At 59.0% G+C, this 25,410-nt stretch carries 24 protein-coding genes and 1 pseudogene; 20 read left to right on the top strand and 5 right to left on the bottom strand.

The genetic code is table 11. The features are described 5' to 3' along the window. The 13 genes and pseudogenes from V3W31_08200 to V3W31_08140 form a co-directional block, all read left to right on the top strand. A partial coding sequence (locus tag V3W31_08200; protein MEE9614910.1) for a cold-shock protein occupies nt 1-196 on the top strand: 196 nt, incomplete at its 5' end. Nucleotides 197-528: 332 nt separating this feature from the next. After that, nucleotides 529-1,428 (top strand): farnesyl diphosphate synthase, encoded by a 900-nt coding sequence (locus V3W31_08195; GenBank protein ID MEE9614909.1) that lies wholly within the window; start codon nt 529-531, stop codon nt 1,426-1,428. A 32-nt stretch (nt 1,429-1,460) separates the two neighbouring features. Beyond that, a pseudogene (gene dxs / locus V3W31_08190) lies at nt 1,461-3,464 on the top strand (1-deoxy-D-xylulose-5-phosphate synthase). Nucleotides 3,465-3,480: 16 nt separating this feature from the next. Further along, nucleotides 3,481-4,227 carry a TlyA family RNA methyltransferase gene (locus V3W31_08185; GenBank protein MEE9614908.1) on the top strand — a complete coding sequence of 249 codons (747 nt, stop codon included), beginning with the start codon at nt 3,481-3,483 and terminating at the stop codon, nt 4,225-4,227. An 18-nt stretch (nt 4,228-4,245) separates the two neighbouring features. Further along, a complete protein-coding gene (locus V3W31_08180) occupies nt 4,246-5,103 on the top strand; it encodes a sulfide/dihydroorotate dehydrogenase-like FAD/NAD-binding protein (protein ID MEE9614907.1) in 858 nt (285 codons plus the stop codon). After that, entirely contained in the window at nt 5,104-6,522 is a 1,419-nt protein-coding gene (gltA, locus tag V3W31_08175) for an NADPH-dependent glutamate synthase (protein ID MEE9614906.1), read from the top strand. A 181-nt stretch (nt 6,523-6,703) separates the two neighbouring features. Beyond that, nucleotides 6,704-7,903: a porin gene (locus V3W31_08170; GenBank protein ID MEE9614905.1), complete on the top strand. Its 1,200-nt coding sequence runs from the start codon at nt 6,704-6,706 to the stop codon at nt 7,901-7,903. Nucleotides 7,904-8,014: 111 nt separating this feature from the next. After that, on the top strand, nt 8,015-8,413 hold the full coding sequence (locus tag V3W31_08165) for an arsenate reductase ArsC (GenBank protein ID MEE9614904.1): 399 nt from the start codon (nt 8,015-8,017) through the stop codon (nt 8,411-8,413). Next, nucleotides 8,397-9,083 (top strand): response regulator, encoded by a 687-nt coding sequence (locus tag V3W31_08160; protein MEE9614903.1) that lies wholly within the window; start codon nt 8,397-8,399, stop codon nt 9,081-9,083. Before V3W31_08165 ends, V3W31_08160 begins: the two co-directional genes overlap by 17 nt. Before the next feature lie 3 nt (nt 9,084-9,086). Next, nucleotides 9,087-10,133, top strand: a complete 1,047-nt coding sequence (locus V3W31_08155; GenBank protein ID MEE9614902.1) for an ATP-binding protein — start codon at nt 9,087-9,089, stop codon at nt 10,131-10,133. Between the two features lie 126 nt (nt 10,134-10,259). Further along, nucleotides 10,260-10,877 carry a DUF47 family protein gene (locus tag V3W31_08150; protein ID MEE9614901.1) on the top strand — a complete coding sequence of 206 codons (618 nt, stop codon included), beginning with the start codon at nt 10,260-10,262 and terminating at the stop codon, nt 10,875-10,877. Between the two features lie 95 nt (nt 10,878-10,972). Then, on the top strand, nt 10,973-11,971 hold the full coding sequence (locus tag V3W31_08145; GenBank protein ID MEE9614900.1) for an inorganic phosphate transporter: 999 nt from the start codon (nt 10,973-10,975) through the stop codon (nt 11,969-11,971). 17 nt (nt 11,972-11,988) lie between these two features. Then, a complete protein-coding gene (locus V3W31_08140; GenBank protein MEE9614899.1) occupies nt 11,989-12,924 on the top strand; it encodes an ATP-binding cassette domain-containing protein in 936 nt (311 codons plus the stop codon). Between the two features lie 45 nt (nt 12,925-12,969). On the opposite strand, the gene V3W31_08135 is transcribed toward V3W31_08140, so the two are convergent. Further along, nucleotides 12,970-14,844, bottom strand: coding sequence for a DUF6798 domain-containing protein (locus V3W31_08135; GenBank protein ID MEE9614898.1), 1,875 nt, complete (start codon nt 14,842-14,844; stop codon nt 12,970-12,972). 232 nt (nt 14,845-15,076) lie between these two features. Here V3W31_08135 and V3W31_08130 point away from each other — a divergent pair, with 232 nt between their 5' ends. Genes V3W31_08130 through V3W31_08120 form a run of 3 tightly spaced genes read left to right on the top strand, consistent with a single transcriptional unit; the run spans nt 15,077 to nt 17,003 of the window. After that, nucleotides 15,077-15,841 carry an ABC transporter permease gene (locus V3W31_08130; GenBank protein MEE9614897.1) on the top strand — a complete coding sequence of 255 codons (765 nt, stop codon included), beginning with the start codon at nt 15,077-15,079 and terminating at the stop codon, nt 15,839-15,841. Further along, the gene (gene rsmI / locus V3W31_08125; protein MEE9614896.1) at nt 15,842-16,666 is read left to right on the top strand and encodes a 16S rRNA (cytidine(1402)-2'-O)-methyltransferase; all 825 of its coding nucleotides are present in this window, start codon (nt 15,842-15,844) and stop codon (nt 16,664-16,666) included. A gap of 28 nt (nt 16,667-16,694) precedes the next feature. Further along, the gene (locus V3W31_08120) at nt 16,695-17,003 is read left to right on the top strand and encodes a hypothetical protein (protein MEE9614895.1); all 309 of its coding nucleotides are present in this window, start codon (nt 16,695-16,697) and stop codon (nt 17,001-17,003) included. An 8-nt stretch (nt 17,004-17,011) separates the two neighbouring features. Here V3W31_08120 and V3W31_08115 read toward each other — a convergent pair whose 3' ends face one another. Beyond that, on the bottom strand, nt 17,012-17,656 hold the full coding sequence (locus tag V3W31_08115; protein MEE9614894.1) for a hypothetical protein: 645 nt from the start codon (nt 17,654-17,656) through the stop codon (nt 17,012-17,014). Next, nucleotides 17,619-17,903 (bottom strand): acylphosphatase, encoded by a 285-nt coding sequence (locus tag V3W31_08110; GenBank protein ID MEE9614893.1) that lies wholly within the window; start codon nt 17,901-17,903, stop codon nt 17,619-17,621. The genes V3W31_08115 and V3W31_08110 overlap by 38 nt, the downstream gene beginning before the upstream one ends. Nucleotides 17,904-17,980: 77 nt before the next feature. Between V3W31_08110 and trmFO the strand changes: the two genes are divergently transcribed. Together trmFO and V3W31_08100 are read left to right on the top strand one after the other, a co-directional pair. Next, entirely contained in the window at nt 17,981-19,363 is a 1,383-nt protein-coding gene (gene trmFO, locus V3W31_08105; GenBank protein MEE9614892.1) for a methylenetetrahydrofolate--tRNA-(uracil(54)-C(5))-methyltransferase (FADH(2)-oxidizing) TrmFO, read from the top strand. 40 nt (nt 19,364-19,403) lie between these two features. Further along, nucleotides 19,404-19,967 carry a HEAT repeat domain-containing protein gene (locus tag V3W31_08100; protein ID MEE9614891.1) on the top strand — a complete coding sequence of 188 codons (564 nt, stop codon included), beginning with the start codon at nt 19,404-19,406 and terminating at the stop codon, nt 19,965-19,967. Between the two features lie 111 nt (nt 19,968-20,078). Here V3W31_08100 and V3W31_08095 read toward each other — a convergent pair whose 3' ends face one another. Continuing rightward, a complete protein-coding gene (locus V3W31_08095) occupies nt 20,079-21,416 on the bottom strand; it encodes an HD-GYP domain-containing protein (GenBank protein ID MEE9614890.1) in 1,338 nt (445 codons plus the stop codon). Beyond that, complete coding sequence (locus V3W31_08090) at nt 21,413-22,942, bottom strand: HEAT repeat domain-containing protein (GenBank protein MEE9614889.1); 1,530 nt, start codon at nt 22,940-22,942, stop codon at nt 21,413-21,415. The genes V3W31_08095 and V3W31_08090 overlap by 4 nt, the downstream gene beginning before the upstream one ends. A 188-nt stretch (nt 22,943-23,130) precedes the next feature. Here V3W31_08090 and radA point away from each other — a divergent pair, with 188 nt between their 5' ends. Both radA and V3W31_08080 read left to right on the top strand, forming a co-directional pair. Continuing rightward, nucleotides 23,131-24,495, top strand: a complete 1,365-nt coding sequence (radA, locus tag V3W31_08085; GenBank protein ID MEE9614888.1) for a DNA repair protein RadA — start codon at nt 23,131-23,133, stop codon at nt 24,493-24,495. Continuing rightward, nucleotides 24,479-25,410 (top strand): tetratricopeptide repeat protein (locus tag V3W31_08080; protein MEE9614887.1); only part of this gene is annotated, 932 nt, incomplete at its 3' end. The genes radA and V3W31_08080, both read left to right, overlap by 17 nt.

The raw sequence follows: 25,410 nt of genomic DNA, 5'->3' as shown, positions 1-25,410 counted from the left end.
AAGGGGTACGGTAAAGTGGTTCAACGACATAAAGGGTTTCGGCTTCATACAGCAGGAGTCCGGCGAGGATGTCTTTGTCCACTACACCGCCATAGGCGGAGATGGTTTTAAGACGCTTAAGGAAGGCGAGGAGGTCGAGTTCGAGATCACACAGGGACCGAAGGGACCCCAGGCGGCCAACGTAGTCAAGGTATAAGCGGCCCTAACGATTACCGGAGATTGTTATTTATCCCCTTTTGCCGGCGGAAATTGCCGGCAAAAGGGTTTTTTTGTGCCCTTGTAATCGGCACCCGTTTTTGCTATTATAAAGGACTAAAAACGGGTTTTCCGGAGGAGGTGTCCCCGGGTCTTAAACCCTGTATATACAGAGCGCCATAACTGTGCATGCCTGCGTTGCTCCTTGGTTCGTCGTTGCGGCGTACCATAAAAGTACGCCTCACTCCTCACCTTCGTCGCGCCTTGGCCTGCTTTGTTCTGACGCTCTGTATGTGCATCTATCTATGGCGTTGTGTATAAACGAGGGGCCTTTTGGATCTGGAGCGATATCTAAGTGCCAGGGTAGAGCGGGTAAACACCGCGCTCGGCGGGTTTTTGCCGGGAGAGGGCGACTACCCCCATACCGTCCACAAGGCCGTACGCTACAGCCTCTTTGCCGGAGGCAAGAGGCTTAGGCCCGTACTTGTCTTAGCTTCGGCCGGGGCCGTAGCTGGAAAGGATAAGGGGGAGGTGAGAGAGAAGGCGGCGCTCAATACGGCTTGCGCTTTCGAGTGCATACATACTTACTCCCTCATACACGACGACCTGCCCGCGCTCGACGACGATGAGCTAAGGAGGGGCAGGCCCACGTGCCATAAGGTTTTTGGGGAGGCCGCGGCCATACTCGCCGGTGATGCCCTCCTTACCTCGGCCTTCGGCATAATAGCCGCCTCCAAGGGGGTCGAAAGGAAGTCTCTCGTAAGGGTGGTCGGCGAGTTGGCCCGGGCTGCGGGCTCCACCGGGATGATAGGCGGCCAGATGGTCGATCTTGAGTCCGAGGATAAAGAAATCGAGTTCGCGGAGCTCGAGTACATACATATCCATAAGACGGGTAAGCTCATTCTCGCGGCCGTAAGGTGCGGCGCGATACTTGGAGGGGGCACGGCGGCAAAGCTCGAAAGTCTCACCCGCTACGGAGAGGCCGTGGGGCTCGCCTTTCAGATAGCCGACGATATACTCGACGTGGAGGGGACCAGGGAAGAACTGGGGAAGAACACGGGCGAGGACGCGAAGAAAAAGAAGGCGACCTACCCGGCGCTTATGGGGCTCGACGCATCGAGGGAGAGGGCCGGGGAGCTTGTCGCCCGCGCTCTCGTTGCCATAGAGGGCTTCGACGAGGGGGCCGAGCCGCTCCGGGCTATCGCAAGGTATATAGTCGAGAGGAGAAAGTAGCTCCGGCGCGTTTCCGGAGTATTAAGGGAAGAATGGAAGATAAGGAAGTAAAAGCCGGTTCCATAATAGGGTCCATAAAAGGTCCGGCCGACCTGAAGGGGCTCTCCACTGAAGAGCTCGCCTCCCTTGCCGAAGAGGTAAGGCGGCTTATCGTGGAGACCGTTTCCGAGACGGGCGGCCACCTCGCTTCGAGCCTCGGGGCGGTGGAGATAGCGCTCGCGCTGCACCACGTCTTCGACACCCCCGCCGACAGGATCATCTGGGACGTGGGGCACCAGGCCTACGCCCATAAGATACTCACCGGCCGAGCGGACGAGTTCCACACCCTGAGGAAGTTAGGGGGCTTGAGCGGCTTCCCGAAACCGTCGGAGAGCCCGTTCGACTCCTTCGTCGCGGGCCACTCCTCGACCTCCATATCCGCCGGGCTCGGCATGGCCGCGGCCAGGGACTTGTAGGGGGATACGAAGAAGATTATCTCCGTCATAGGGGACGGCTCCATGACCGCCGGGCTCGCCTTCGAGGGCTTGAACCAGGCCGGGCACCTCAAGAAAGACCTGATAGTGCTCCTTAACGATAACGAGATGAGCATCTCGGAGAACGTCGGGGCGCTCTCGTCGTTCCTTAGCCGGAAGATTACCGGCCGCTTCGCCACGAAGGTCAAAAAAGAGATAGAGGGCTTCGTCAAGTCCATACCCAAGATAGGAGACGGGTTGGCGAACCTCGTTAAGAGGGCCGAGGACTCGCTTATAACGCTCTTGACGCCCGGCATGCTCTTCGAGGGGCTCAGCTTCCACTACGTCGGCCCCATAGACGGCCACGACGTCGGCGCGCTCGTAAAAGCGCTGCGGGACGTAGAACACCTCGATTGCCCGGTCCTCGTACACGTCATTACCAGGAAGGGCAGGGGCTACGAGCCGGCCGAGAAGGACCCCTCCGCGTTCCACGGCATAGGGCCGTTCGATTTGGATACGGGGAAGACGAAGAAGAGTTCGAAGCTCAGCTATACGGACGTCTTCAGCCGGACCCTTCTGGAGATGGCCGAAGCCAACGATAAGGTGGTGGCCATTACCGCGGCCATGCCCGAGGGCACCGGGCTCTCGGAGTTCGCGGAGAAGTACCCCACGAGGTTCTTCGACGTGGGCATAGCCGAGCAGCACGCGCTGACCTTTGCCGCGGGGCTCGCAAAAGAGGGTTTCCTGCCCGTTACGGCCATATACTCGACCTTCCTTCAGAGGGCCTATGACGAGCTCTTCCACGACGTCTGCCTGCAGAAACTGCCGGTCATCATAGCCATGGACCGCGCCGGCATAGTGGGCGAGGACGGCCCCACGCACCACGGACTCTTCGACATATCCTACCTGAGGCACCTGCCGAACATGACGGTCGCCGCGCCGAGGGACGAGCGGGAGCTGAGAGGGCTGCTGCACTCGGCATTGACCTACGGCGGACCGGTTGCCATAAGGTATCCCAGGGGGGCGTGCCCCGGCCGGGAACTCGCGGGCCAGGAACTCGTGGGAGAGGTGAGGGAAATACCGCTCGGCAGCGCGGAGGTGCTAGCGGAAGGCGCCGACGTCGCAATACTGGCGCTCGGCGCCATGGTCTATCCGGCCCTTGAAGCGGCGGAGCGCCTTAAAGAGGCGGGCATAGACGCCTCTCTTGTGGACGCCCGCTTTGCCAAGCCTCTCGATGAGGAGTGCATAGTCGAGGTCGCGCAGCGCATCGGGAAGATGGTTACCGTTGAGGAGAACGCCCTCCAGGGTGGGTTCGGAAGCGCCGTGCTAGAGCTCCTGGAAGCCAGAGGCGTAAAGTGCGAGGTGAAGAGGATCGGGGTCCCGGACCGCTTCGTCGAGCACGGTACGCAGGCCGAACTCAGGGCGCTCCTGGGGCTCGACAGCGCGGGTATAGAAAAGGCAGTAAGGCTCATTACCGAGGGGGCCAAAGTGGCGGAGGTAAGTGGGAAGAGGTTAGAGAAGCGGGTGAGCGCGGGAAAAGCGGGGAAAATGGAAAAGATGGAAAAGAAACGGATAGCCTACTGAGGCTCGCTTGCCCGGGGTGGAGAAAAAGAGAAAGGTCAGGCTCGATAAGCTCGTCCTCGAAAGGGCCCTTGTAAAGAGCCGCCAGAAGGCACAGGCCCTTATAATGGCCGGCCAGATACTCGTGGACGGCCGGGTGGTGGACAAGGCCGGGACCGCCGTAGACCCGGAAAGCGAGCTCTCCGTAAAGGAAGCGCTCCCCTACGTAAGCCGCGGCGGGGTAAAACTCCAGGGGGCGCTCGATAAGTTCAAGATAGACGCTGCGGGGTTAACGGCGCTTGACGTGGGCGCCTCGACCGGGGGTTTTACCGATTGTCTCTTAAAGAGGGGGGCCGCGAAGGTTATAGCGGTGGATGTCGGGAAGGGGCTCATCGACTGGGGCCTCAGGGGGGATAAGAGGGTAAAACTTCTTGAGGGCCGCAACATCCGCTATCTCGAACCGGACGAAGTAGGAGAAAAGGTTGGGATGGCGGTCATAGACGTATCGTTCATTTCACTTGAGAAGGTTATCCCCAGGGTGAAAGAGTTTTTAAAGCCGGGTGCCGTGTTGCTCGCCCTCGTAAAGCCCCAGTTCGAGGTCGGCAAGGGAGAAGTCGGCAAGGGCGGGATCGTGAAAGACCCGGAAAAGCACCGCTCGGTAGTGGAGAGGATCCGAAAATTTTCCGTCGGTGAGGGTTTTACCCCCCTCGGCGAGTGCGACTCCCCCATAAAAGGGGCCAAGGGGAATAAGGAGTTCTGGTTACACCTGAGCTTTTCGGCCGCATGAAAGGAGCACACAACCGGCATGTATGAGATAGCGGAGAAAAAAGAGCTGGCCCACATGGTCTACCAGATAAAGGTCAAGGCCCCGAAGATAGCTAAGAAGCGGAAGGCCGGGCAGTTCATCGTCCTGAGGCTTAACGAGCACGGCGAGCGCATACCGCTTACCATAGTGGACTCCGACACCGACGCCGGGACCATAACCATAATAGTGCAGGAGGTCGGCAAGACCACCGGCCTTCTCGGGGCCATGAAGGCGGGCGACAACATCCTCGACGTGGTGGGCCCCCTCGGAAAGCCCACCCATATAGAGGGCATAGGCACGGCCGTCTGCGTCGGCGGCGGCATAGGCGCGGCCGTTACCTACCCCATAGGCGCGGCGCTTAAGGAAACCGGCTGCAAGGTACACTCAATAATAGGGGCCAGGACAAAGAGCCTCCTCATACTCGAAGAAGAGATGCGCTCGGTAAGCGATAAGCTCCACATAACCACCGACGACGGCAGCTACGGCCACCACGGCTTCGTGACCGACATCTTGAAGAAGCTCATAGCGGACGGCGTTAAGATAGACCTCGTCGTTGGCGTCGGTCCGGTGCCGATGATGAGGGCCGTAAGCGAGGTCACCCGGCCGCACAAGATACATACAATGGTCAGCCTCAATCCCATAATGGTCGACGGCACGGGGATGTGCGGGGCGTGCAGGGTCTCCATAGGGGGGAAGACCGAGTTCGTCTGCGTGGACGGCCCGGAGTTCGACGGCCACCAGGTCGACTTCGACGAGCTCGTGCGCCGGAACCGCAGCTACTTGAAGGAAGAGAAGACCGCCATGGAGGAGTTCACCTACCACGAGGGTACTAGCTGTTACGAGAGGGGAGGGAACTGATTGGACCCGAAAGAAGCGAAAGAGAGGATGAAGCTCCCCAGGCAGTCCATGGGCGAGCAGGATCCCAAGGAGAGGGTCGGTAACTTCTACGAGGTCCCACACGGCTACACCGAAAAACAGGCGATAGAAGAGGCCAAGAGGTGCATCCAGTGCAAGAAACCGCTCTGCGTGGGAGGCTGCCCGGTAAATATAGATATACCCTGGTTCGTAAGGCTCATAGAAGAGGGCAAGTTCGTCGAGGCCGCGAGGAAGTTGAAGGAGACCAACGGCCTTCCGGCGGTCTGTGGCAGGGTCTGCCCGCAGGAGGACCAGTGCGAGAAGGTCTGTATCGTCGGTAAGAAGGGCGAGTCCGTATCCATAGGCAAGCTCGAGCGCTTCGCCGCCGACTACGAACGCGAGCACGGCGAGATCAGCATCCCAGAGATACCGAGCTGGACCGGCAAGCGGGTGGCCGTGGTCGGAGGCGGCCCGGCCGGGCTCACCGCCGCAGGAGACCTCGTCAAGAAGGGACACAAGGTCACGGTCTTCGAGGCGCTGCACATGCCCGGAGGGGTGCTCGTATACGGCATACCCGAGTTCCGGCTCCCGAAGAAGATCGTCGCCTCGGAGGTGGACTACCTTAAACGCATGGGGGTCGAGATAAGGTGTAACGAGGTCGTCGGGAAGTTAGAGACCATAGACGAGCTCCTCGGTAACGGTTACGACGCCGTCTTCGTCGGCACGGGCGCCGGGCTACCATACTTTATGAACATCCCCGGCGAGAACCTCGTCGGCGTCTACTCGGCCAACGAGTTCCTGACGAGAGTAAACCTCATGAAGGCCTACCAGTTTCCCAAGTACGACACCCCGGTAATAAGGGGTGACAAGGTGGTCGTGGTCGGCGGCGGCAACACGGCCATGGACGCGGCGAGGACCGCGTTAAGACTCTGCCCCGAAGAGGTATCGATAATATACAGGCGCTCCAGGGAAGAGATGCCCGCCCGTGCCGAGGAGGTACACCACGGCGAGGAGGAGGGGCTTAACTTCCGGATACTCACCAACCCCGTGCGCTTCATAGGGGATAAGGAGGGGCGCCTTAAGGCCGTCGAGTGCATAAAGATGGAGCTCGGCGAGCCGGACGAGTCCGGGAGACGCAGGCCCATCCCGATCAAGGGGTCCGAGGTCTGCATCGACTGCGACGTGGCCATAATGGCCGTAGGCAACGGCGCAAACCCCATTGTGCCGCAGACCACCCCCGATATGAAGACCAACAAGTGGGGCAACATCACCATTGACCAGGATACCGGCAGGACCAGCAAAAAGGGGGTCTTCTCCGGAGGGGACATCGTGCGCGGCGGGTCCACTGTAATTCTCGCCATGGGCGACGCCCGCCGGGCGGCGGACTCCATCGACGACTACCTGAATACCGGCGAGTGGTAGGGGGAGGGAGGGGGAGGGGTGGCGTGCCCCCTTGCTTGCCTGACTTGCCCGGTACCACCGTTTAATCAACTCCGCTCCCGACCCCTTTTTCGTTCTTGAGAACCGTCTTCTCTTCTTAACCTTCCCGTAACCGTTTTGTAACCACGGTACGTTATATAATAGTACAAAAACGTGGAGGAGCATGAAGAGCGTGAGAGGGTTAATAGTAGCGATAGCGGCGGTCGCAGCGGTAGCTATCTCCCTGCCAACTCCCGCCGGTGCATTTCTTCTCGGCGAGCCCACCGACGGCTACAAGCTGAAGCTCGGCGCGGAGAGCGACATAAAGCTAAGGGTAAGGCTCCAGCCGAGGCTCGACTTCGGCGACATACGGACGAACAGGGCCGGCACGGCCTATAGCTCGCATGACGATTTTTACTCCCGGAGGACGCGTTTCGAAACCTCCGGGCACATAACGGAAAAGCTCAAGTTCAACGTCACCTTCGCGGCCGATAAGTGGGAGAAGAAGAGCCAGGACGAGGAGATCTACCTCTACTACGCCTACCTTGACTACAAGTTCTCTCCGGCCCTCTCTATCAGGTTCGGTAAGCACAAGCTTCCGTACTCGAGGGTGTCCCGCGTTTCGTCCTCGAAGCAGCTCCTCGTCGAGCGGCCCGCGTCGACCGAGAAGGCGAAGAAACTTTTCGGCAACTACCACCCCTATAACCAGCCCGCGCTCAAGGTGGAGGGGAGGGCCATGCACGGGCTCATGGGCTACGCCCTCGCCGTAGCGGAGGGCTGGGAGGACGGGGAGACGATACGGAGCGGCAGGAGCGTGGACGACGCGGACCTTCTCTATGCAGGCAGGCTGGAGCTCTCACCGCCGGGATGGGTTGAGGGAAAAAATGGAAAGAAGGGAAAAAAAAGTGACGCGCATCTGGGGGAGGGGAGGCACCTGACCTTCGGGCTGTCTCTTGCCTCGCAGGACTCCATAGAGTACCGGGAGAACGGCTACGAGGAGGACAGGGAACTTTTCGGCTTCGATGTATCTTTCCACCGCGGCCCCTTTACCCTCCAGTTCGAGTACATCCGCTGGGAGGAGGACTCCGACGACCCGGCCGTGGACGAGAAGGAGCCCGAGGGGTGGTACGTGCAGGCCGGCTACTTCTTCGAGAGGTACGCCCTGGAGCCCGCCGTAAGGTACGAGGTCTACGACCAGGACACCGACTCTTCGAGCATGGAAGAGAAGACGACCACCGTCGGGGTTAACTGGTACGCCAAAGGCCACTCGGTGAAGCTCGGAATGAACTGGGTACACACCAGCTACGACAGGAACGCCGGCGGACGGCTCGCGCGCGACGATGACCGGGACGTCTTTCAGGTGCAGGGCCAGTTCTATTTCTAGGATAGCGTAAGATATCTCCGGAGATTGAAATCCCCCTTCGATATACTCAGGACGGTCCTAATGGTAAAGAATCCCGTTGCCAGAAGGAACCCGCCTGTGGTAAAAACAGCTATGTCTAATATACTGTTCGTATGCGTGGGCAACACCTGCAGGAGCCAGATGGCCGAGGGCTTTGCCAGGGCCGTAAAGGGCGGGTCGGTGGAGGTCAAGAGCGCCGGGACCTCGGCCATGGGCATCGTCAACAGGGCCACGGCCGAGGCCATGAGGGAGGCCGGGGTGGATATCTCCGGGCAGACGTCCGACCAGCTTACCGACGAGATGCTCGTGTGGGCCGACGTGGTCGTAACGCTCGGCTGCTGCGCGGCCGAAGAGCTCTGCCCGGTAGGGTTCAGGGGGAAGAAGATCGACTGGCCAATAGAGGACCCGCTCGGAAGACCCGTAGAGGTAATCAGGAGGGTCAGGGACGACATAGAGAAGAGGGTACGGGAGTTGATTGAAGCCGAAGGCTAATATACTCGCGGTAGACGACGAGCCCGATATCCTGAACCTCCTGGAGTACAACCTGAGGAAGGCCGGCTTCGGGGTGGTGACGGCAAAGGACGGCCCCGAAGCGCTTGAGCTCACCGCTCAAGAGAGGCCCGACCTGATAATCCTCGATATCATGCTTCCCAACATGGAGGGGACCGAGGTCTTGAAAAGGCTCAAGGCCGACGGGTCGCTCTCTCATATCCCGGTCATAATGCTCACGGCCAAGGGAGAAGAGGTGGACAGGATCCTCGGCCTCGAACTCGGCTGCGAGGACTACATAACGAAGCCCTTCAGCCCGAGGGAGATGATACTGAGGGTAAAGGCCGTTTTGAAGCGGAGGTCCTCCGCGGCTCCGGGCGACACGCTCCGCTTCGGGGAGCTCGGCATAGACCCGGCCAGGCACAGGGTCACGGTCAGGGGAAAAGAGGTCGAGCTTACCTCGACCGAGTTCAGGCTTGTCTCCGCCCTTGCCGCGGCCGGCGGGAGGGTGCTGTCGAGGGACACGCTCCTCGACAGGGCCTGGGGCCGGGACTGCTACGTCACGCCGAGGACCGTGGACACCCACGTAAGGAGGCTCCGGGCCAAGCTCAAGGGCGCGGGCAAGTACATAGAGACCGTCAGGGGCGCGGGCTACAGGTTCTCGGAAGGGTAGGGGATGGAAGAGGTAGCCATACTCAATACCATAGCGAGCGAGATGCAGGTCGGGGTGCTGGTGCTCGACAGGGCGGGCTCGGTCCTCTATGCCAACCCGTTCTTTTCAAACTCTTTTTCCACTGTGGGTGGGGAGAGGGGGGAGGCCAGGGGAAAGCCCGTAGGCGAGCTTATAAGGAACGCCGGACTTTTGAAAGCCATACGCACCTTCGGCTCTGCGGAGCCCCGGTGCTCCGCCGCGAACATAGAGATAAACGAGGGCGAGAGGATCTTTAACGTCCGCATGGTACGCCTCGAGGAGAGCGACAATACACTGCTCTTCATCCGCGACATAACCGAGGAGAAGAGAGTAGAGGCCATAAAGAGGGACTTTGTCGCGAACGTATCCCATGAACTCCGGACCCCGCTTGCCAGCATAAAGGGATATTCCGAGACCCTGCTTGACGGCGGCATGGACGACAGGAAGACCCTTAGGGAGTTCCTCGGGGTGATAGACAGGCACGCCACGCGCATGTCGCGCCTGATAGACGACCTGCTTATTCTCTCCAGGGTCGAGTCGCAGGAGGTCTCCGTGGTCTCCGAGCGGCTCGACATAGGCGAGCTTATCCGCTCCATAGCACCGGGCTTCGAGAAGGAGGCAAGGGACAGGGGTGTCCGCCTCTCGGTGGACCGGGAAGACGGCCTCCCGGACGTCCTGGCCGACAGGGACAGGCTCGAACAGGTGGTGGTCAATCTCCTCGATAACGCCATCAAGTACACGCCCTCGGGCGGGCGGGTCAACGTCAGGGTGCTCGGCGAGGACGGCACCGTAAGGGTGGACGTGGAGGATACGGGCATAGGCATACCGCCCGAGGACATAGCCAGGATATTCGAGCGCTTCTACAGGGTGGACAAGGCCAGGAGCCGGGAGCTCGGGGGCACCGGGCTGGGGCTGGCCATAGTAAAGCACATCGTTCACGGTTTTAACGGCAGGGTCTGGGTGGAGAGCACCCCCGGCGAGGGCTCCACCTTCAGCTTCTCCCTCGCCCCCGCCGCCCCCCCCGCGCCTTAGGCCCACATCAGCGTCCGCAATGCCTGCCACAATACTTAATCGGCCCGTAATGTCAGCGTAACATTCCCGTAACATGCGTGGTGTATCATCGGATCATTAAAGAAACCGATAGAGAAAGGAGGTACTATGTTCGGCCTTATACCGAAAAACAATAACTTCTTCGAGTTCTTCGACCGGGCGGCCAATAACATCCTCGTCGGGGCGAGGTTGCTTACGGAACTCATGGAGGAGGGCGGGGACGTCACCGAGAAGGCGAAGCTCATAAAGGACGTCGAGCACGAGGGTGACAGGATAACCCACGAGACGATGAAAACGCTCAACCAGACCTTCGTGACCCCCATAGACAGGGAGGACATACACGCGCTCATCTCGGGGCTCGACGACGTGATAGACCTTATGGACTCGGTCACGAGCAAGTTCCACCTCTACAGGGTGAGCGAGTTTCCGTCCGAGGCCAGGGAGCTGGGCCGCATACTCTTCAAGTCGGCCGAGGAGACCGTAAGGGCCGTCAGCTACCTCGAGAAGATGGACAAGACCATCCACCACATATGCATAGAGTTGAACAGCCTCGAGAACGAGGCCGACCGCATAACCAGGTCGGCCATAGCGCGGCTCTTCGATGAGGAGAAGGACCCCATAGCGGTCATAAAGTGGAAGGACCTCTTCGAGACCCTCGAGGAAGCGGCCGACAAGTTCGAGGACGTGGCCAACATACTCGAGGGCATAGTGGTGAAGCATGCATGAAAAAGGCCGTGATGCGTTATACGTGATGCGTGATGCGGGAAGGAAAAGATCTTTTACGCATCACGCATCACGCACACGCATCACGGGTATTTATAATGGTTGACCCGTTAGTCCTTATAGTACTAGTCGTCGTGGCGGCGCTGCTCTTCGACTTCGCAAACGGGTGGAACGACGCGGCCAACGCGATCGCGACCGTGGTTTCGACGAGGGTCCTCTCGCCGCTGGCCGCCGTCCTTCTGGCCGGCGGGCTCAACTTCGTCGGCGCATACCTCTCCACAAAGGTCGCCAAGACCATAGGTGGAAGCCTCGTGGACCCGACAATGATAAGCATGACGGTAATACTCGCCGCCATGCTCGGGGCCTTCCTCTGGACCTTCATGATGACCAGGGTGGGCATGCCCATAAGCGGCTCCCACTCGCTCATAGGGGGGCTCCTCGGAGCGGTCGTATTCGCCAAGGGCTTTTCCGTCTTGAAGATGGGGGGGGTCTACAAGGTCTTGACCGCGCTCCTCCTCTCCCCGATATTCGGCCTTGGCGTGGGCTTCCTGTTTATGGTGCTTATCATGCATCTCTGCAAGAACGTGGCCCCCTCCATCGTGAACAAGTACTTCGGCAAGCTCCAGCTCATCTCCGTCAGCTTTATGGCCCTTAGCCACGGCACCAACGACGCGCAGAAGGTTATGGGCATAATCACGATGGCGCTCTTAAGCGGCGGTTTTATAGACACCCTCGAGGTCCCGTTCTGGGTCATAACCGCGTGCGCGCTCATGATGGGACTTGGTACGGCTACCGGCGGGTGGCGCGTTATAAAGACGCTCGGGCTGCAACTCTCGAAGATAAAGCCGGTCCACGGCTTCGCCGCCGAGAGCGCGGCCTCGGTGGTCCTCCTCTCGGCCGCCAGCATGGGCGCCCCGGTCAGCACCACCCACGTCATAACGTCGTGCATCATGGGCGTGGGCTCGACGAGGAGGCTCTCGGCCGTAAGGTGGGGCATAGGCAAGAAGATACTCTACGCCTGGGTGCTGACGCTCCCGGCATGTGCTATAATGGCGGGGGCCATCTACCATGCACTTAAACTCGTCTTAGGCGCGTAGTCTCGCCGTGAACGCCCATGCCTGCAATAGAGGTAAAAGAGCTTACCAAGAACTACGACGGCGTAGAGGCCGTTAAGGGGGTCTCCTTCGAGGTAGAGGAGGGGGAGACCTTCGGCTTCCTCGGCCCCAACGGCGCCGGCAAGACCACCACCATAAACGTCCTCTGCACGCTCCTCTCCCCGAGCTCCGGCACGGCCGCGGTCAACGGACACGACTGCCTTGCCCAACCCCAGAAAGTACGCTCCTCCATAGGGCTCGTCTTCCAGGAGGTCACCCTCGATAACGAGCTAACCGCCTACGAAAACCTGAAGTTCCACGGCTACATGTACAATATGGAAAGAAGGCTCCTCGAGGAGAGGATACAGGAGATGCTCGACGTGGTGGGGCTCGGGGAGAGGCGGGACGATATCGTCAAGACCTTCTCCGGGGGGATGAAGAGGAGGCTTGAGGTCGCGCGCGGCCTCCTGCACAGGCCGAAGGTCCTTTTCCTGGACGAGCCCACGCTCGGGCTCGACCCCCAGACCCGGAGCCACGTCTGGGAGTTCATAAGCGGGCTGAAGGAGAGAAATGGCAACACGGTCTTCATGACCACGCACTACATGGAGGAGGCCGAGGCGTGCGACCGTATAGCCATAATAGACCACGGCCGCATAATAGCGTGCGCGAGCCCCGAGGAGCTTAAAAGCTCCATAGAGGGGGACACCATATACCTCCGGACCGACGACGACGAGAAGGCCGGAAGAGAGATAAAGGAAAAGTTCGGGGTCGAAGCGAAAAAACTCAAGGCAGGGCTCGCGCTCGTCGTGGAGGGGGGAGAAAAGTTCATCCCGAAACTCTTCAGTGGCCTTACCACCGGGATAGTAGCGGTTAACCTGAAGAGGCCGACCCTCGACGACGTGTTCCTGCATCTTACGGGCAGGGAGATACGGGACGCTTCGACTCAGCGGCGATAGGGGACGGGGGGGGGAGGGGGGGGGTAGCCTCCTCCGGGCGGGCGGTCAGTCGAGCCTGTAGATATAGTACTTGCCGTTATCGAACAGGAGTGGGTAACCGGAGTTAAGTTCGTAGCCGGAAAGGAGGTAATTCACATCATACTCTTTCTCTATTAGCGATACCTCGGGGCGTATGTCCTCTTTTTTTTCTAACTTCGGATGGATTCCGATGGTGAGCCCGATCCTTTTTTTCCATTCGACCGCATAATCTTTGCTGTACACCACGTGACCTCCGTCCTTATAGGTGATAAGTACGGGTCTGTTGCAGGTCAACCTTAAAGGGGTGTTCAGGGGGCTCAACGGGGAGGTTAGAAAAACGGCGTTTTCAGCGGTATTTTCCTTTATCCAGGCGCAGGCTTCGATGAGGGGCGCGTTATTAAAGTATGAGGGGTATATGCTGAACCGCGGGATGGATATTGCCATGCCGACGAGCAACAAGGCGTAAAAACTCAGACCCGGGCCGTCTTCCGTAAGGAACTCCTTTCTCCGCGCGATCGTTAAAGCGAGCAGCAACGCCAGGCAAATCGTTACGGCCAGTTCGGGAAAGAGTATGGACGCCTCCCCGTACTTTAAGAGAAGCGGCATTGATATCGCAAGCGAGGTACAGAAGATGAGTATAGGGAGATGGTTCCTCTTGAGAACTTCGTGCTCGCTCGATGCGAACAGGCGGTACTTCCTTTTTACCCACAAGAAAAGGAACGTATGGAAAAAAGGCAGCGAGACTGCCTCTGTGAGGTCTATATGTCCTGTGGCGGGATAATAGAGTGGTAATGCCATGGGTAGTAACGTTCCTGCCAGAGAGAAGTTGTAGAGGATATCTCCGGGTTTCTTTTTTGCGTGTTCATATGCATAGTGGAAGAATAGCAATGCGGCGAATATTTTCCATAAGAGCAACCCCCTGGCAGGGCGTAACTCAGCAAAAAGGTGCATCTTGAGGATATCGACGCTTATGAAGGAAAATACCAACAGAAACAGGGGAATGAGGAATAGTGCCGTACAGTATCTTTTCTTGACGGTGTTTTCAGTAAGCCCCCCAAGTTCCAGACGGCTTATCATGAAAATAGTGGCGCTGGAAAACAACAGCGTAAAAGCAAGCGGGGGCCAGGAGGTAACGAAGATATAGGGGTCTCTCTCACGTATAATACCTTCCCACTCGGGGTCGATAAACTCGAAAGGCCCGAGTGCCGATAGATCGGAATTGAGTACCAGGAAGGCCAGGAAGAGAACGGGCACCGATGCAAGGAGCAGACACTGCCTGTCAAGGGCCCTCTTTTTATAAGAGCGTGAGAGGATGTCCATGTAGAGGAAAATGATGAACGGCAGGGAACTCAGGACGTGTACCAGCATTCCGATGCCGAGGGGGACGGTCGACAGGGTTTTTTTGTTGTTGAAAAACAAGCTCAGGAATAACAGGTTGAGAGACAGGCCCATGACACCCGGGGTGAGGTAGGGGTTCATGGTAGGTGTGGCAGTCCCGTTGATGTCGATACCACTCATGAATAGCAATATCGAAAAGATGCTGAACTTTTTGTCGCCGGTGAAGTAAAATGCTATTTTGTATATTGAGTAGAAGTAGATGAACCTGACAGCCGCCGAGAGCAGAAAGAGGGCCGAAAAGATGTCGGTGTTCAGCAGGCCCATGAGAAGGATTATAAGCTCGTCAAAGATCGTATTAGCGAGCAGGTCGAAACTCAGTACGTGCTCGTTCGGGAACAGTATCGGGTTCAACCGGCGGTATATCGCGGGGATGTAGAAGTTGTGGTCATTAACGAATAGCGTATATCCGGGATATGCCACAAGGGAAAACAAAGTCAGGGCGGATACTGCGGGTAACGGCAGATTTTTCCAGGCTTTTTTCTCGGTGGACGGATGGTTGACCATGAAGGCTTTTCCCTGAGTTTTAAAAAGGGTATAATCCCGGGTAGTGCATACGCGTGTTTCGGGCCGAAGGCGACGTCAAGTGATTATAGGGGAAAATTCGGGGGTTATCAAGTGGATATCCGTTCAGAGAGCATGTCCATGGTAGGCGGCTGCCGGAAGGCCGTGGCGCGGATGTGGAGTCTGCTGTGGCTCAACCGGACGGGAACTAAAAAGTAAAAAGGGAAAGGGAAGGATGTTTTCATACAGGGCCGTATACGTTATAGTCTTGCGCGAGTTCAAGCGGTTCTTCCGCCAGAGGGGGAGGCTCCTTACCACGCTGGCAAGACCGCTCCTCTGGCTCCTCATACTCGGCCCGGGCTTCGCGCAGATAGTCCAGACGCGGCCCGGCGTGGACTACATACAGTTCATCCTGCCCGGGATAGTGGGCATGACCATACTCTTCAGTTCCATATTCTCCACCATGTCGGTCGTCTGGGACCGGGAATTCGGTTTCATGCGCGAGATGCTGGTCTCTCCGGTCTCGCGTGTCACCATAGTCCTGGGCAAACTCATGGGGGGCACGACGCTCTCGGTCTTCCAGGGCACGGCACTTCTCGCCGTAGCGCCCTTTCTGGGCATAAGGTTCGGCGTCGGCGACTTCGTTGTGATGGTGCTCTTGATATTCATGGTGTCGCTGGCCATAACCTCCATGGGGCTCCTCATAGCCGCGCACCTCTCTTCCCTCGAGGGCTTTAACGTCATAATGAACTTCATAGTGCTGCCGATGTTCTTCCTGAGCGGCGCGCTCTACCCGGTAGACGCGCTTCCGTGGGGGCTCCGCTATCTGAGCATGATAAACCCGCTCTCCTACGGGATAGACTCCTTCAAGCACGTGCTCCTTCCCCCGGACACCATGCTCGGAGCGGAATTCAGCCTGCCACTCGACATCTTTGTCGTTTCCACCTTCTCCGTCATCATGACGCTCCTTGCGGCGCGTGCTTTCGAGAGGAGGGATTAGGTGGGAGTCCTCCGTGTCGTGGCCACCCCCATAGGGAACATGGAAGATATTACCCTCCGGGCCTTGAGGGTCCTGAAGGAGTCTGATCTCATAGCCGCCGAGGATACGAGAAGGACGAGAAAACTCCTCAGCCACTACGGCATATCCACTCCCCTTACCAGTTACTTCGAGCATAACGAGAGGGCGAAGGCCCCGAGGATAGTAAAGAAGCTCAAGGAGGGAAGCGACGTGGCGCTCGTCTCCGACGCCGGCACCCCGGGTATATCCGATCCGGGTTACAGGCTGGTGAGGCTGGCGCTGGAGGAGGGCGTACGCGTGGAGGCCGTGCCCGGTCCTTCGGCCCTTACCGCCGTCTTGAGCGTGGCCGGGCTTCCCATCGACGAGTTCACCTTCAAGGGGTTCGTACCGTCCGCGGCCGGGCGGCGGAAGAAGTTCCTGCTCGGACTCAGGGGGACCGGCTCAACCGTCGTCCTCTACGAGTCGGCCCGAAGGCTCAAGGCCACGCTCGCCGAGATAGGGAGCGTGCTCGGAGACGTAGAGGTGGTCGTGGCTCGCGAGATGACCAAGCTCCATGAGGAACTCGTAAGGGGCAGGGCGGAGGAGGTGGCGGGGCTCATGAAGGGGCGGACGCTTAAAGGAGAGGTAACGCTCGTAGTGAGGACGGAAAAGGTCGAGATTGAAGCGGAGGACGCGGCTGGCGAGATAAGGAAGCTGCTCGACGAGGGCTTTACCTTGAAGGACGCGGTAAAGGCGGTTACGGCCGGATCCGGCCTTCCGAAAAGTGTCGTCTATAAAGAGGCGCTCGGGGTAAAGAAGGGCGGTTAACGCATAAGGACGGTAACGGGAGGTTGCAATGAAAAAGATTCTGATGGGTATCGTAATAGGCGTCGTGCTCTTCGCCCTCTTTCTCTACTTCGGCGGCTCCGAGTACGTGAAGGATTTCGGCAGGAAGACCGAGGAGAGCGGGGAGAAGCTGGAGGTATACGAAAAGGAGTTCCGCGAGTCCGCCGAAAAGGCGAAGGAAACGCTCGTGGAGACGGGAGAGAAGGCCAGAGAGACGTTCGATAAGTCCAGGGAAAAGGCCAGAGAGACGTTCGATAAGGCTAAAGAGACGGTAAAGGAGTACGTGCCGGAAGATGAAGAGGATGAGGCTGAAGAGTAGCGCGCGATTTACTTCGCGTCGTCGTCCCCCTCTCCCCTGACCTTGAAGATGAAGTCCACGCTTATGGTTTTGGTCCCGAAGTATAGTTCTTTTATCACCAGTACGACCTGGGTGGCGCTCTTATCTATGGGCCGGAACAGGATGAACTTCGATACCCCCCTGCGCGGCTCCAGCTTGGTGTTCAAGTCGTAGAACCTGCCTTTGAGCTCCCGAAGCTCTTTCTGCGCGGCGATCCAGTCATCCCCGTGCATCACTATGTCGAAAAGGTCGGTATAGTCGAGCGGCTTGTTGTAGTCCATGACGTTGGACATGAGAGAGGTGTGGTTGGGGTTGTAGATGACCCGCTCACCCGACCCGTTCTCGATCTCCATCTCGAAGACGACGTAGTCCTTGGTGAGGAGGTCGTTTATGATGGGGAAGCCGGTATCGCCGTCCGCGGCGTTTATGGGGCTGACCGATATCTTAATCTCTTCGGACTCGAATATGCTCGCCTTCTCCGTCTGGTGGTAGCCGACCGTGACGTGTTTCGCGGGCTCGATATGGAGCGGCCCTTTATGGGGGATTATAGAGCCGCACCCCGAGACGAGCAGGGCTGTAATGAGGGCCGCGGTCGGTTTAATAGCGGTACTGTATGGAAAAGTCGTCGAACTCACCCGTGTATTCCTCCCATCTCGTATTCATGCCCGTCACTCTCGCCCCCTGGGGGCCCTTGCGGCACCACTCCACGACGTCTTTTACGGAACCTTCCTCCCCCTCGATGAGCGCCTCGACCGTGCCGTCCGGGTTGTTCCTGACCCAACCGGTCACACCGTGGCGGTTGGCCGTCTCGGCGGTGCGGGCCCTGAAAAACACCCCCTGCACCAGACCCTCCACCAGGAGGTGCGCCCGCGCCTTCTTCATGGCGCTAACGCTACCATAATTCATCTTGAAGGGCAAGCCTCTTGCCTTTGGTTTGACGCGGTAGTAAGATGGTCCGTATGGGAGATGTGACCGTAATAGGCGGAGGCCTTGCCGGGTGCGAGGCCGCCTACCGCGTGGCGAGGCTCGGGGGGAAGGCGACCCTCTATGAGATGAAGCCCCGGCGTTTCTCTCCGGCGCATAAGCTCGACGGGCTCGCGGAACTCGTCTGCAGCAACTCGCTCAAGTCCGTCTCGCTGGAGAACTCCTCGGGGCTCTTGAAGGAAGAGATGCGGCGGCTCGGCTCTATCGTCGTGGAGGCGGCCGAGGCAACGAGCGTACCTGCCGGCAAGGCCCTTGCCGTGGACAGGGAAGCCTTCTCAGCCTACATAACTAAGGCCCTCACCGACGCCGGAGTGGAGCTCCGGAGGGAGGAGGTGACGGCCCTCCCGCCTTCAAGGCCCCTTGTGATAGCCACGGGCCCCCTTACCTCGGACGGACTCGCTGCGGAGCTAAAAGGTTTTCTCGGGTCGGGCAACCTCTACTTCTACGACGCCATAGCCCCGATAATCTATAAGGATTCGATAAACTTCGATGTCGCGTTCATGGGCTCTCGCTACGGCAAGGGAGGGGACGACTACGTAAACTGCCCCATGACCGGGGAGGAGTACCATAGTTTCGTGGAAGAGCTTACCGGCGCGGAGAGGGTGGCGCTCCGGGCGTTCGAGAAGATACCGTTTTTCGAAGGCTGCATGCCGGTTGAGACCATGGCCGATAGGGGTCTGAAAACTCTTTCGTTCGGCCCGATGAAGCCCGTGGGTTTTACCGACCCCCGGACCGGCCGCAGGCCTGCGGCCATAGTGCAACTGAGGAGGGAGAACAGCGCCGACAGCCTTTATAATATGGTGGGTTTTCAGACCAGGCTCACCCACCCGGAGCAGAAGAGGGTCTTTAGCCTTATTCCGGGGCTAGAGCGTGCGAGCTTCGCGCGGCTCGGCAGCATCCACAGGAACTCCTATATCGACTCACCGAACCTTCTCCTGCCGACCCTGCAGCTGAAGGGGGAGCCTTCGGTGTTCTTCGCCGGCCAGCTTACTGGGGTTGAGGGCTACTGCGAGTCGGCGGTGAGCGGTATAATCGCCGGGATAAACGCCTGGAAACTTTCCTCCGGCAGGGAGCCGGTCTTCCCGCCGCCCGTGACCATGACCGGGGCGCTCCTCAGGTATATTACGGAGCCTGTTGCCGGGAAGGGTGCCTTCCAGCCCATGAACGCCAACTTCGGCCTCCTGAGCCGCTGGGGGAGGGGGGAGGGGGGGAAGGGGGGGGAAGAAAGGAAAAAGGGGAAAGAAAGGGAGAAAGGGAAAAATGGAAAAGAAAGGAAAAGAAAGGCGAAGGAAGAAGCGGTCGAGCGCGCCCTTTCGGGGCTTTCCGCCTGGATGGACGACGCTGGGAATTGTAAATAAGACTTGCAACTCATAGAGGGATTTGGTAAATTTATCACCTATGAGCAGAAGGAAGGAAGTTCTTGTCAAGAGCCTGCAGGACACCAACGAGCGCGTGCGGGCCGTTGCCGCCGAGGCGTTGGAGAGGCTCGAGACCAGGGCCAGGGTTGCGGACCTGGTAAAACTTATCGAGACCGGCGGCAAGCTCGAAAAGCTCCGGGGCATATACGCGGTCGGTAGCTTGAGGGGCAAGGAGATAACCGATCTCCTTATCAAGGCCATGACCGACGAGGTGGAGGACGTGAGGGCCGCGGCCGTCAGGGTGCTCGGGACCTTCGCCGACAGCAGCGTGCTTCCGCACCTGATAGAGAGGTTGAAGGACGAGAGCCCCATAGTGGAGAGGGTGGCCATAGAGGCGCTCGGGAACTACAGGGACCCGCAGCTTCTGGGGCCGCTCATGCAGATGCTCAAGAGCAAGGACGCCGGGGTCGTGGAGAGGGCCATAGACGTGGTCGGCAGGAGCGGGGACAAGAGGGCCGAGGAGGCCATGGCCTACTTCGCCGTAAAGGGCAATCTGGACATGAGGTGCCTTGCGATAAAGTCCCTCGGTGTAATGGAGGGGTGAGTAAGGGAAGGTAAAAGTAAAAAGGCAAAACCAAAAAGTCAAAAGTCCCGCCACTTGTGTGGCGGGACTTTTTTTGTGCCCTTTCTTGCGCGCTAACGGTCGGGCCGGACGCTACTTGCTTGCCTCCTGCTCGAAGAACTCGCCCATATCCACGTTCATGTACAGCGGGTCGACGGGCGCCGTTATGACAAGAGGGGGGTCCTTCTTCTCGGAAAGGTCCACCTCGAAGGGGCTGTCTATCTTTTTGCCCTCGGGGTCGAAGATTACTTTTATCATCGGGGTGTCGTGCTTCTCCGGCTCCACCTTCGTCACCACGCCTATCTCGTTCGTCGAGAGCCTGACCATGGTGCCTACCGGGTAGAGCCCCATCATCTGCTCGAAGGAGCTTACCACGTCCGGGTCGAAGTGTTTCCCGGCGAGCCCCTTTATCATCCTTACGGCCTCGACCGGCTGGTAGGGTTTCTGGTATACCCTGAGTGTGGTGAGAGCGTCGTAGGCGTCCGCCACGCTTACGATGAGGCTCAGGGGATGGATGCTCGTGCCGGTTTCGGTGGTGGGGTAGCCGGAGCGGTCATAACGTATGTGATGCTCGTATATTATGCGGCTGGTCTCCTCGGGGATGCCCTCCATCTCCTTGCTTATCTTGTTGCCGAGCACGGGGTGCTCCTTGACCTTCTCCCATTCGTCCGAGCTGAGCCCCCCGGGCTTTCTTATGATATCCTCGGAAACCCCGGTCTTGCCGACGTCGTGCAGGAGCGACCCTACGCCCAGCTTGTGCATGTCCTCTTTGTCGAGCCCCATGAACTTTCCGATAGCCATGGAGATGATGCTTACGTTCACCGAGTGGTTGTAGAGGTAGTCGTCGTAGTTCTTTATCATGCTGAGCCCGACCATTGCGTTCGGGTCGCTAAGGATCTTATCCGACATCTCATCGGCGATGCCCTTGACCTCCTCGGACTTGGGTATCCTGCCCATCCGTATCTCGCCCATTACGTCCTTGACGGTCTTCACCGCGTCGTTATAGACCTCTATGGGGGTCCGCTCCAGCGACTGCACGGTTATGTGGGTGACGCCTTTTTTCTCTAGTTCTCCCTGCAGTTCCGGTCCCGGCGGGGCGTCTTCCGAACTCAGCAGGTCGAAGAGGGCAGAGAGCTCTTTTTCGACGACACCCTTGTCGAAGATAACGGCCTCAACGCCCCTGGCCTTCAGGTGCTCGATCAGGTCCTCGTAGGTCTTCTTCGCGTCGGCTACGGGCACGTCGTTCAGTACGAGCGCTTCGTCCACGAGGCATATCGAGAGCTTGCTCTTGTCCTTCATGTGGTCGGCGATGGTCTGGGCGCACTTCTTGACGGGCGCGGCCACCGAGGGGTGTCCCGGGGGATAGAGCTTCTTGCTGTGCAGCGCCGCGTTCAGGCTCTTGAGTATCTGCTCTTTGTCGTCGGAGATCATTTCTCCTCTCTCCCTTCGAGTATCCTTTTACAGGTGTTGTACAGCGCCCCCTTGGCGCTTCCCGAAAACTTCTTTATGGCGTCAATCGCCTCCGGCGTGCCTATCCTGCCAAGCGAGGTGACCACGAGTTGGAGGAGGTCGTCGGGCGTCTTCTTGCCGAACCATCCCCTGTTTAAAACGAGAGAGGACAGGTGTTCTACGGACTTATCGTCCCCGATGATGCCGAGCGCTTTTATGGCCTCCTTCCGGATGTCTACATTTTCCGAAAGTGGGTCTTTCATGGTGGCTATCTCGCCTATCTCGTCCACCGCGGAACTCTCCTTGCGCATGGCGAGCGATATTATGGCCTGCCCCTGCAGCGCGTGCTCTCCTTCCCTTAGCGCGTCAAAGAGTATCTCCAGGCTCCGGGTCGAAGATATCATCCCGATAGCCTTCAGCACTTCCTTCCTTACCCGGATGTCCTCGTGTCCGTACGCCTCCTCGAGCGCGCCCATGGACTGGACCGAGCCTATCTCGCCGAGTAGCGCCGCCATGAACCTGATGGTAATCCAGTCCCCGCTGCCGAGCTTGGCCTCTACCCTCCCGCGGATGCTCTCGCCGAGTTGTACCAGCGTATCGTGTATGGGGCGCCTGGTCTGGAAGTCGTGTGTCTCGATGAGCGTACCGAGCAGCGGGTCTACCGCATCTTCTCCGATACCGACGAGTATGCCCTGGACCGCGGCGCACTCCGCCGCCTCCACCGTCCCCATCTTCTGAATGAGGTGCCGTATTAACTCCGGGCCGGTGAGCTGGAAGAAGCACTCATGGGCCTTGCCCCTTATTTCGTCTGGTTGGCCGGAGGCCACCTGGGAATCCACGAAGAACTGTTTTATGACGGGGTACGCTTCGTTGAACCGCCCGGCGGAGAGGAGAGAGCCGGCCCTCTCGCTGAGGCGTGAGGCCAGGTCGTTATACTTGAGCGCGTCCGTCTCGGCTTTGAGGCGTTCGAGGAGTTCGCCGAGAGGTTCTTCCTCGGGCTGCCCCTCCACGGGCCGGGGCTCTTCGGTCTCTTCGACCTCGGCCCCGAGCTCCTCTTCCTCCTCCGCTTCTTCCGCCATCTTGAGGAGGTCTTCGTAGCGCGTCTCGTTCAGTAGTATGCCCCGCACCTTTTTCTTCGCGAAGATCTTTTCGGCCCCGCCTTCGGCGATGACATCTCCGGCGTCGGCGTTAATGACGGATATAAAGACATTCAGGTCGTCGAGCGTTATCTCCGGGGTGAAAGAGAGGACGCTTATGCGTCTCAGGAAGAACTGCTTGGCAAAGGCCGCCACGGGTTCGCTGGCCGAGGTTATGGGCTTGTCGTTCGCGTAAAAACCTTTCTGGTCCACCTTCCACTTTATCTCCCCCACCTCCTCGGTGGCCTGTTTGAAAAGCGAGAGGCAGTCGCCGAGGATGGCATCCAGGTTGGGATGTCCCTTGGGGTAGAAGTTAAGTGTCTTGACAGCCTTATTCAGTTCAACTAATATGTTCTTATGGTCTACGGGCATGTTAGGTCCTGCAAGGGGGCTTTATGTATAAGGTCCGTTCCGGCGGCTCAGGTTATGCGGCCCCGAGCGGCGCCCCCGCGTTATCGGTAATCCGTCTCGTATCCACCCTCTGGCGTTGTTTTTGCGTGTCACACATCATAACAAAAATCCTTTGTTTGTCAATATATAACATCAGGTGAGGGTAAGCGTTGGCAAAGGCCAGGTCAGTCTATAACTGCCAGTCCTGCGGCCACTCGTCCCACAAATGGCTGGGCAGGTGTCCGGAGTGCAACTCCTGGAATACGTTCGTCGAGGAGAGGGTATTCCAGGACGGGAAGAGGCGGGGGCTTGCGGCCGTCGGCAGCGGGGCCGTCCCGAGCCCCATATCCTCCCTGTCCTCGGCCGAGGAGGACAGGCTCTCCACCGGAGTGGGAGAGCTCGACAGGGTGCTCGGCGGCGGGATGGTCCTGGGCTCCGCGACACTCATAGGGGGGGACCCGGGGATAGGGAAGTCCACACTGCTTTTGCAGGCCATGGCCGGGGTTGTCGCCGGGGGCCGTAAGGTGCTCTACGTGTCCGGGGAGGAGTCGCCGCGCCAGATAAGGCTCAGGGCCGGGCGTCTCGGCATATCCTCGGAAAACCTCCTTGTCTGGTCGGAAACGGGTGTAGAGCGGGTCATGGAGACCGTAAAGGCTACCGCTCCCGCCGTGGTCGTCATAGATTCGGTGCAGACGCTCTTTACCGAGGCCCTTGAGTCCTCGCCGGGCAGCGTGAGCCAGGTACGCGAGGTCTCGTTCAGGCTTATAGCGACCTGCAAGGCCCTCGATATACCGCTCTTTCTGGTAGGGCATGTCACCAAGGACGGCTCCATTGCCGGCCCCCGGGTCCTGGAGCACATGGTCGATACGGTGCTCTACTTCGAGGGGGACGCCTCGCACGTCTACAGGGTCTTGAGGGCGGTTAAGAACCGCTACGGCTCGGTCATGGAGATAGGGGTGTTCGAGATGTGCGAGGAGGGGCTCCGGGAGGTGCTGAACCCCTCGGAGGTCTTCCTTGCCGAGAGGCCGGTAGGGGCCTCGGGCAGCTGCGTGGTATCGAGCCTCGAGGGGACCAGGACCATACTGGTCGAGGTCCAGGCGCTCGTATCTCCCGCGCTTTTCGGGGTGCCGAGGAGGACGGTGGTGGGGGTGGACTACAACAGGGTGCTCCTCCTTGCCGCCGTACTTGAAAAAAAGGCGGGTATAACGCTCGCCAACCATGATATATTCCTTAAGGTAGCGGGCGGCATACGGCTTGACGAGCCCTCGATAGACCTCGGGGTGGTCGTCTCCCTTACCTCCAACTTCCTCGACAAGGCCGTGGACCAGAGGGCCGTCGTGTTCGGTGAGGTGGGGCTTGCCGGTGAGGTAAGGGCTATAATGCACGTTCTGCCGAGGATAAAGGAGGCCGAAAAACTCGGCTTCACAAAGTGCGTACTCCCCAGGGGCAACCTGAAGGGGCTCGGGAAGGCGGGGACCATGGAGCTTATCGGGGTTTCGACCGTAAAAGAGGCGATAGATGCGCTCTTCGAGTAACAGGCGCGCGCGCGCGGGCCGGATAGCGAAGTTCTTTTTACCCCTTCTTGCCTGTGTCCTTATATATCCGCATGTCGCCGCTGCGGCCGCGGCCGCGGAGTCCTCTCAGGAGAGGCCCGAGATGACCGGGGAGGGGCAGTTCAACTACGCCGGTTTCCTCGGCGAGAGGGGCGACTATACCAGGGCGGCCAGGGAGTTCGCGAGGGTCATAGAGGAGTTCCCCGCAAGCCCGCTCGTCCCCGAGGCGCAGTTCCGCATGGCCGAGGCCTACATGGATGCCGGCCTCTACAAAGAGGCCGCGGACCAGTTCCGGCAGTTTCTGAAGAACTTTAAGGCGAGCCCGCTCGCGGATGAGGCCGGGCTAAAGCTCCTCAGGGCGGAGAAGGCGCATGAGGAGGAGCTAAAGGAGCGTGCTTCCGCCTCCCCCCCGTCCCCCACCCCCTCCGCCCCCTCCGCCCCCCCGGAGCTCCCGGTCGTGAAGCTCGAGCCCCGGCCCGGGATGAGGGCCGTGCAGGTGATGATGTTCGAGGGGAAGAGCTACTCGGAGTTGGACGGGGAGCTTGAGAGGCTCAGGCGCGCGGGAGTGGATACGGTCATAGTGAGGGTCTTTAGCAACCCCGGGGACAGGATATACCGCTTCGCCCGTCCCGCGAGCAAGGTGGGCGTATACTTCAATACCACTCACGCGCCGGTCGTCGACGACATACTGGGAAGGGTCCTGTCCATAGCCCACAAAAAGGATTTGAAAGTGTTTGCGTGGATGACGACCCGTTACGCGGACTACGGTCTCGAAAGCAGGAAGGATTTAGCGTGCAAGGGCTATGACCTGGCCGAGCGGCGGGTGGTTAGGTGCAAGGGGCTGGACCTCTTTAACGACGAGGCGGTCAGGCATCTGGAGGGTCTCTACCGCGACCT

The sequence above is a fragment of the Thermodesulfobacteriota bacterium genome, from assembly GCA_036482575.1.
In the GTDB taxonomy this organism is placed as follows: Bacteria; Desulfobacterota; GWC2-55-46; order GWC2-55-46; family JAUVFY01; genus JAZGJJ01.
This window is presented reverse-complemented; position numbering and strand designations above follow the sequence as displayed.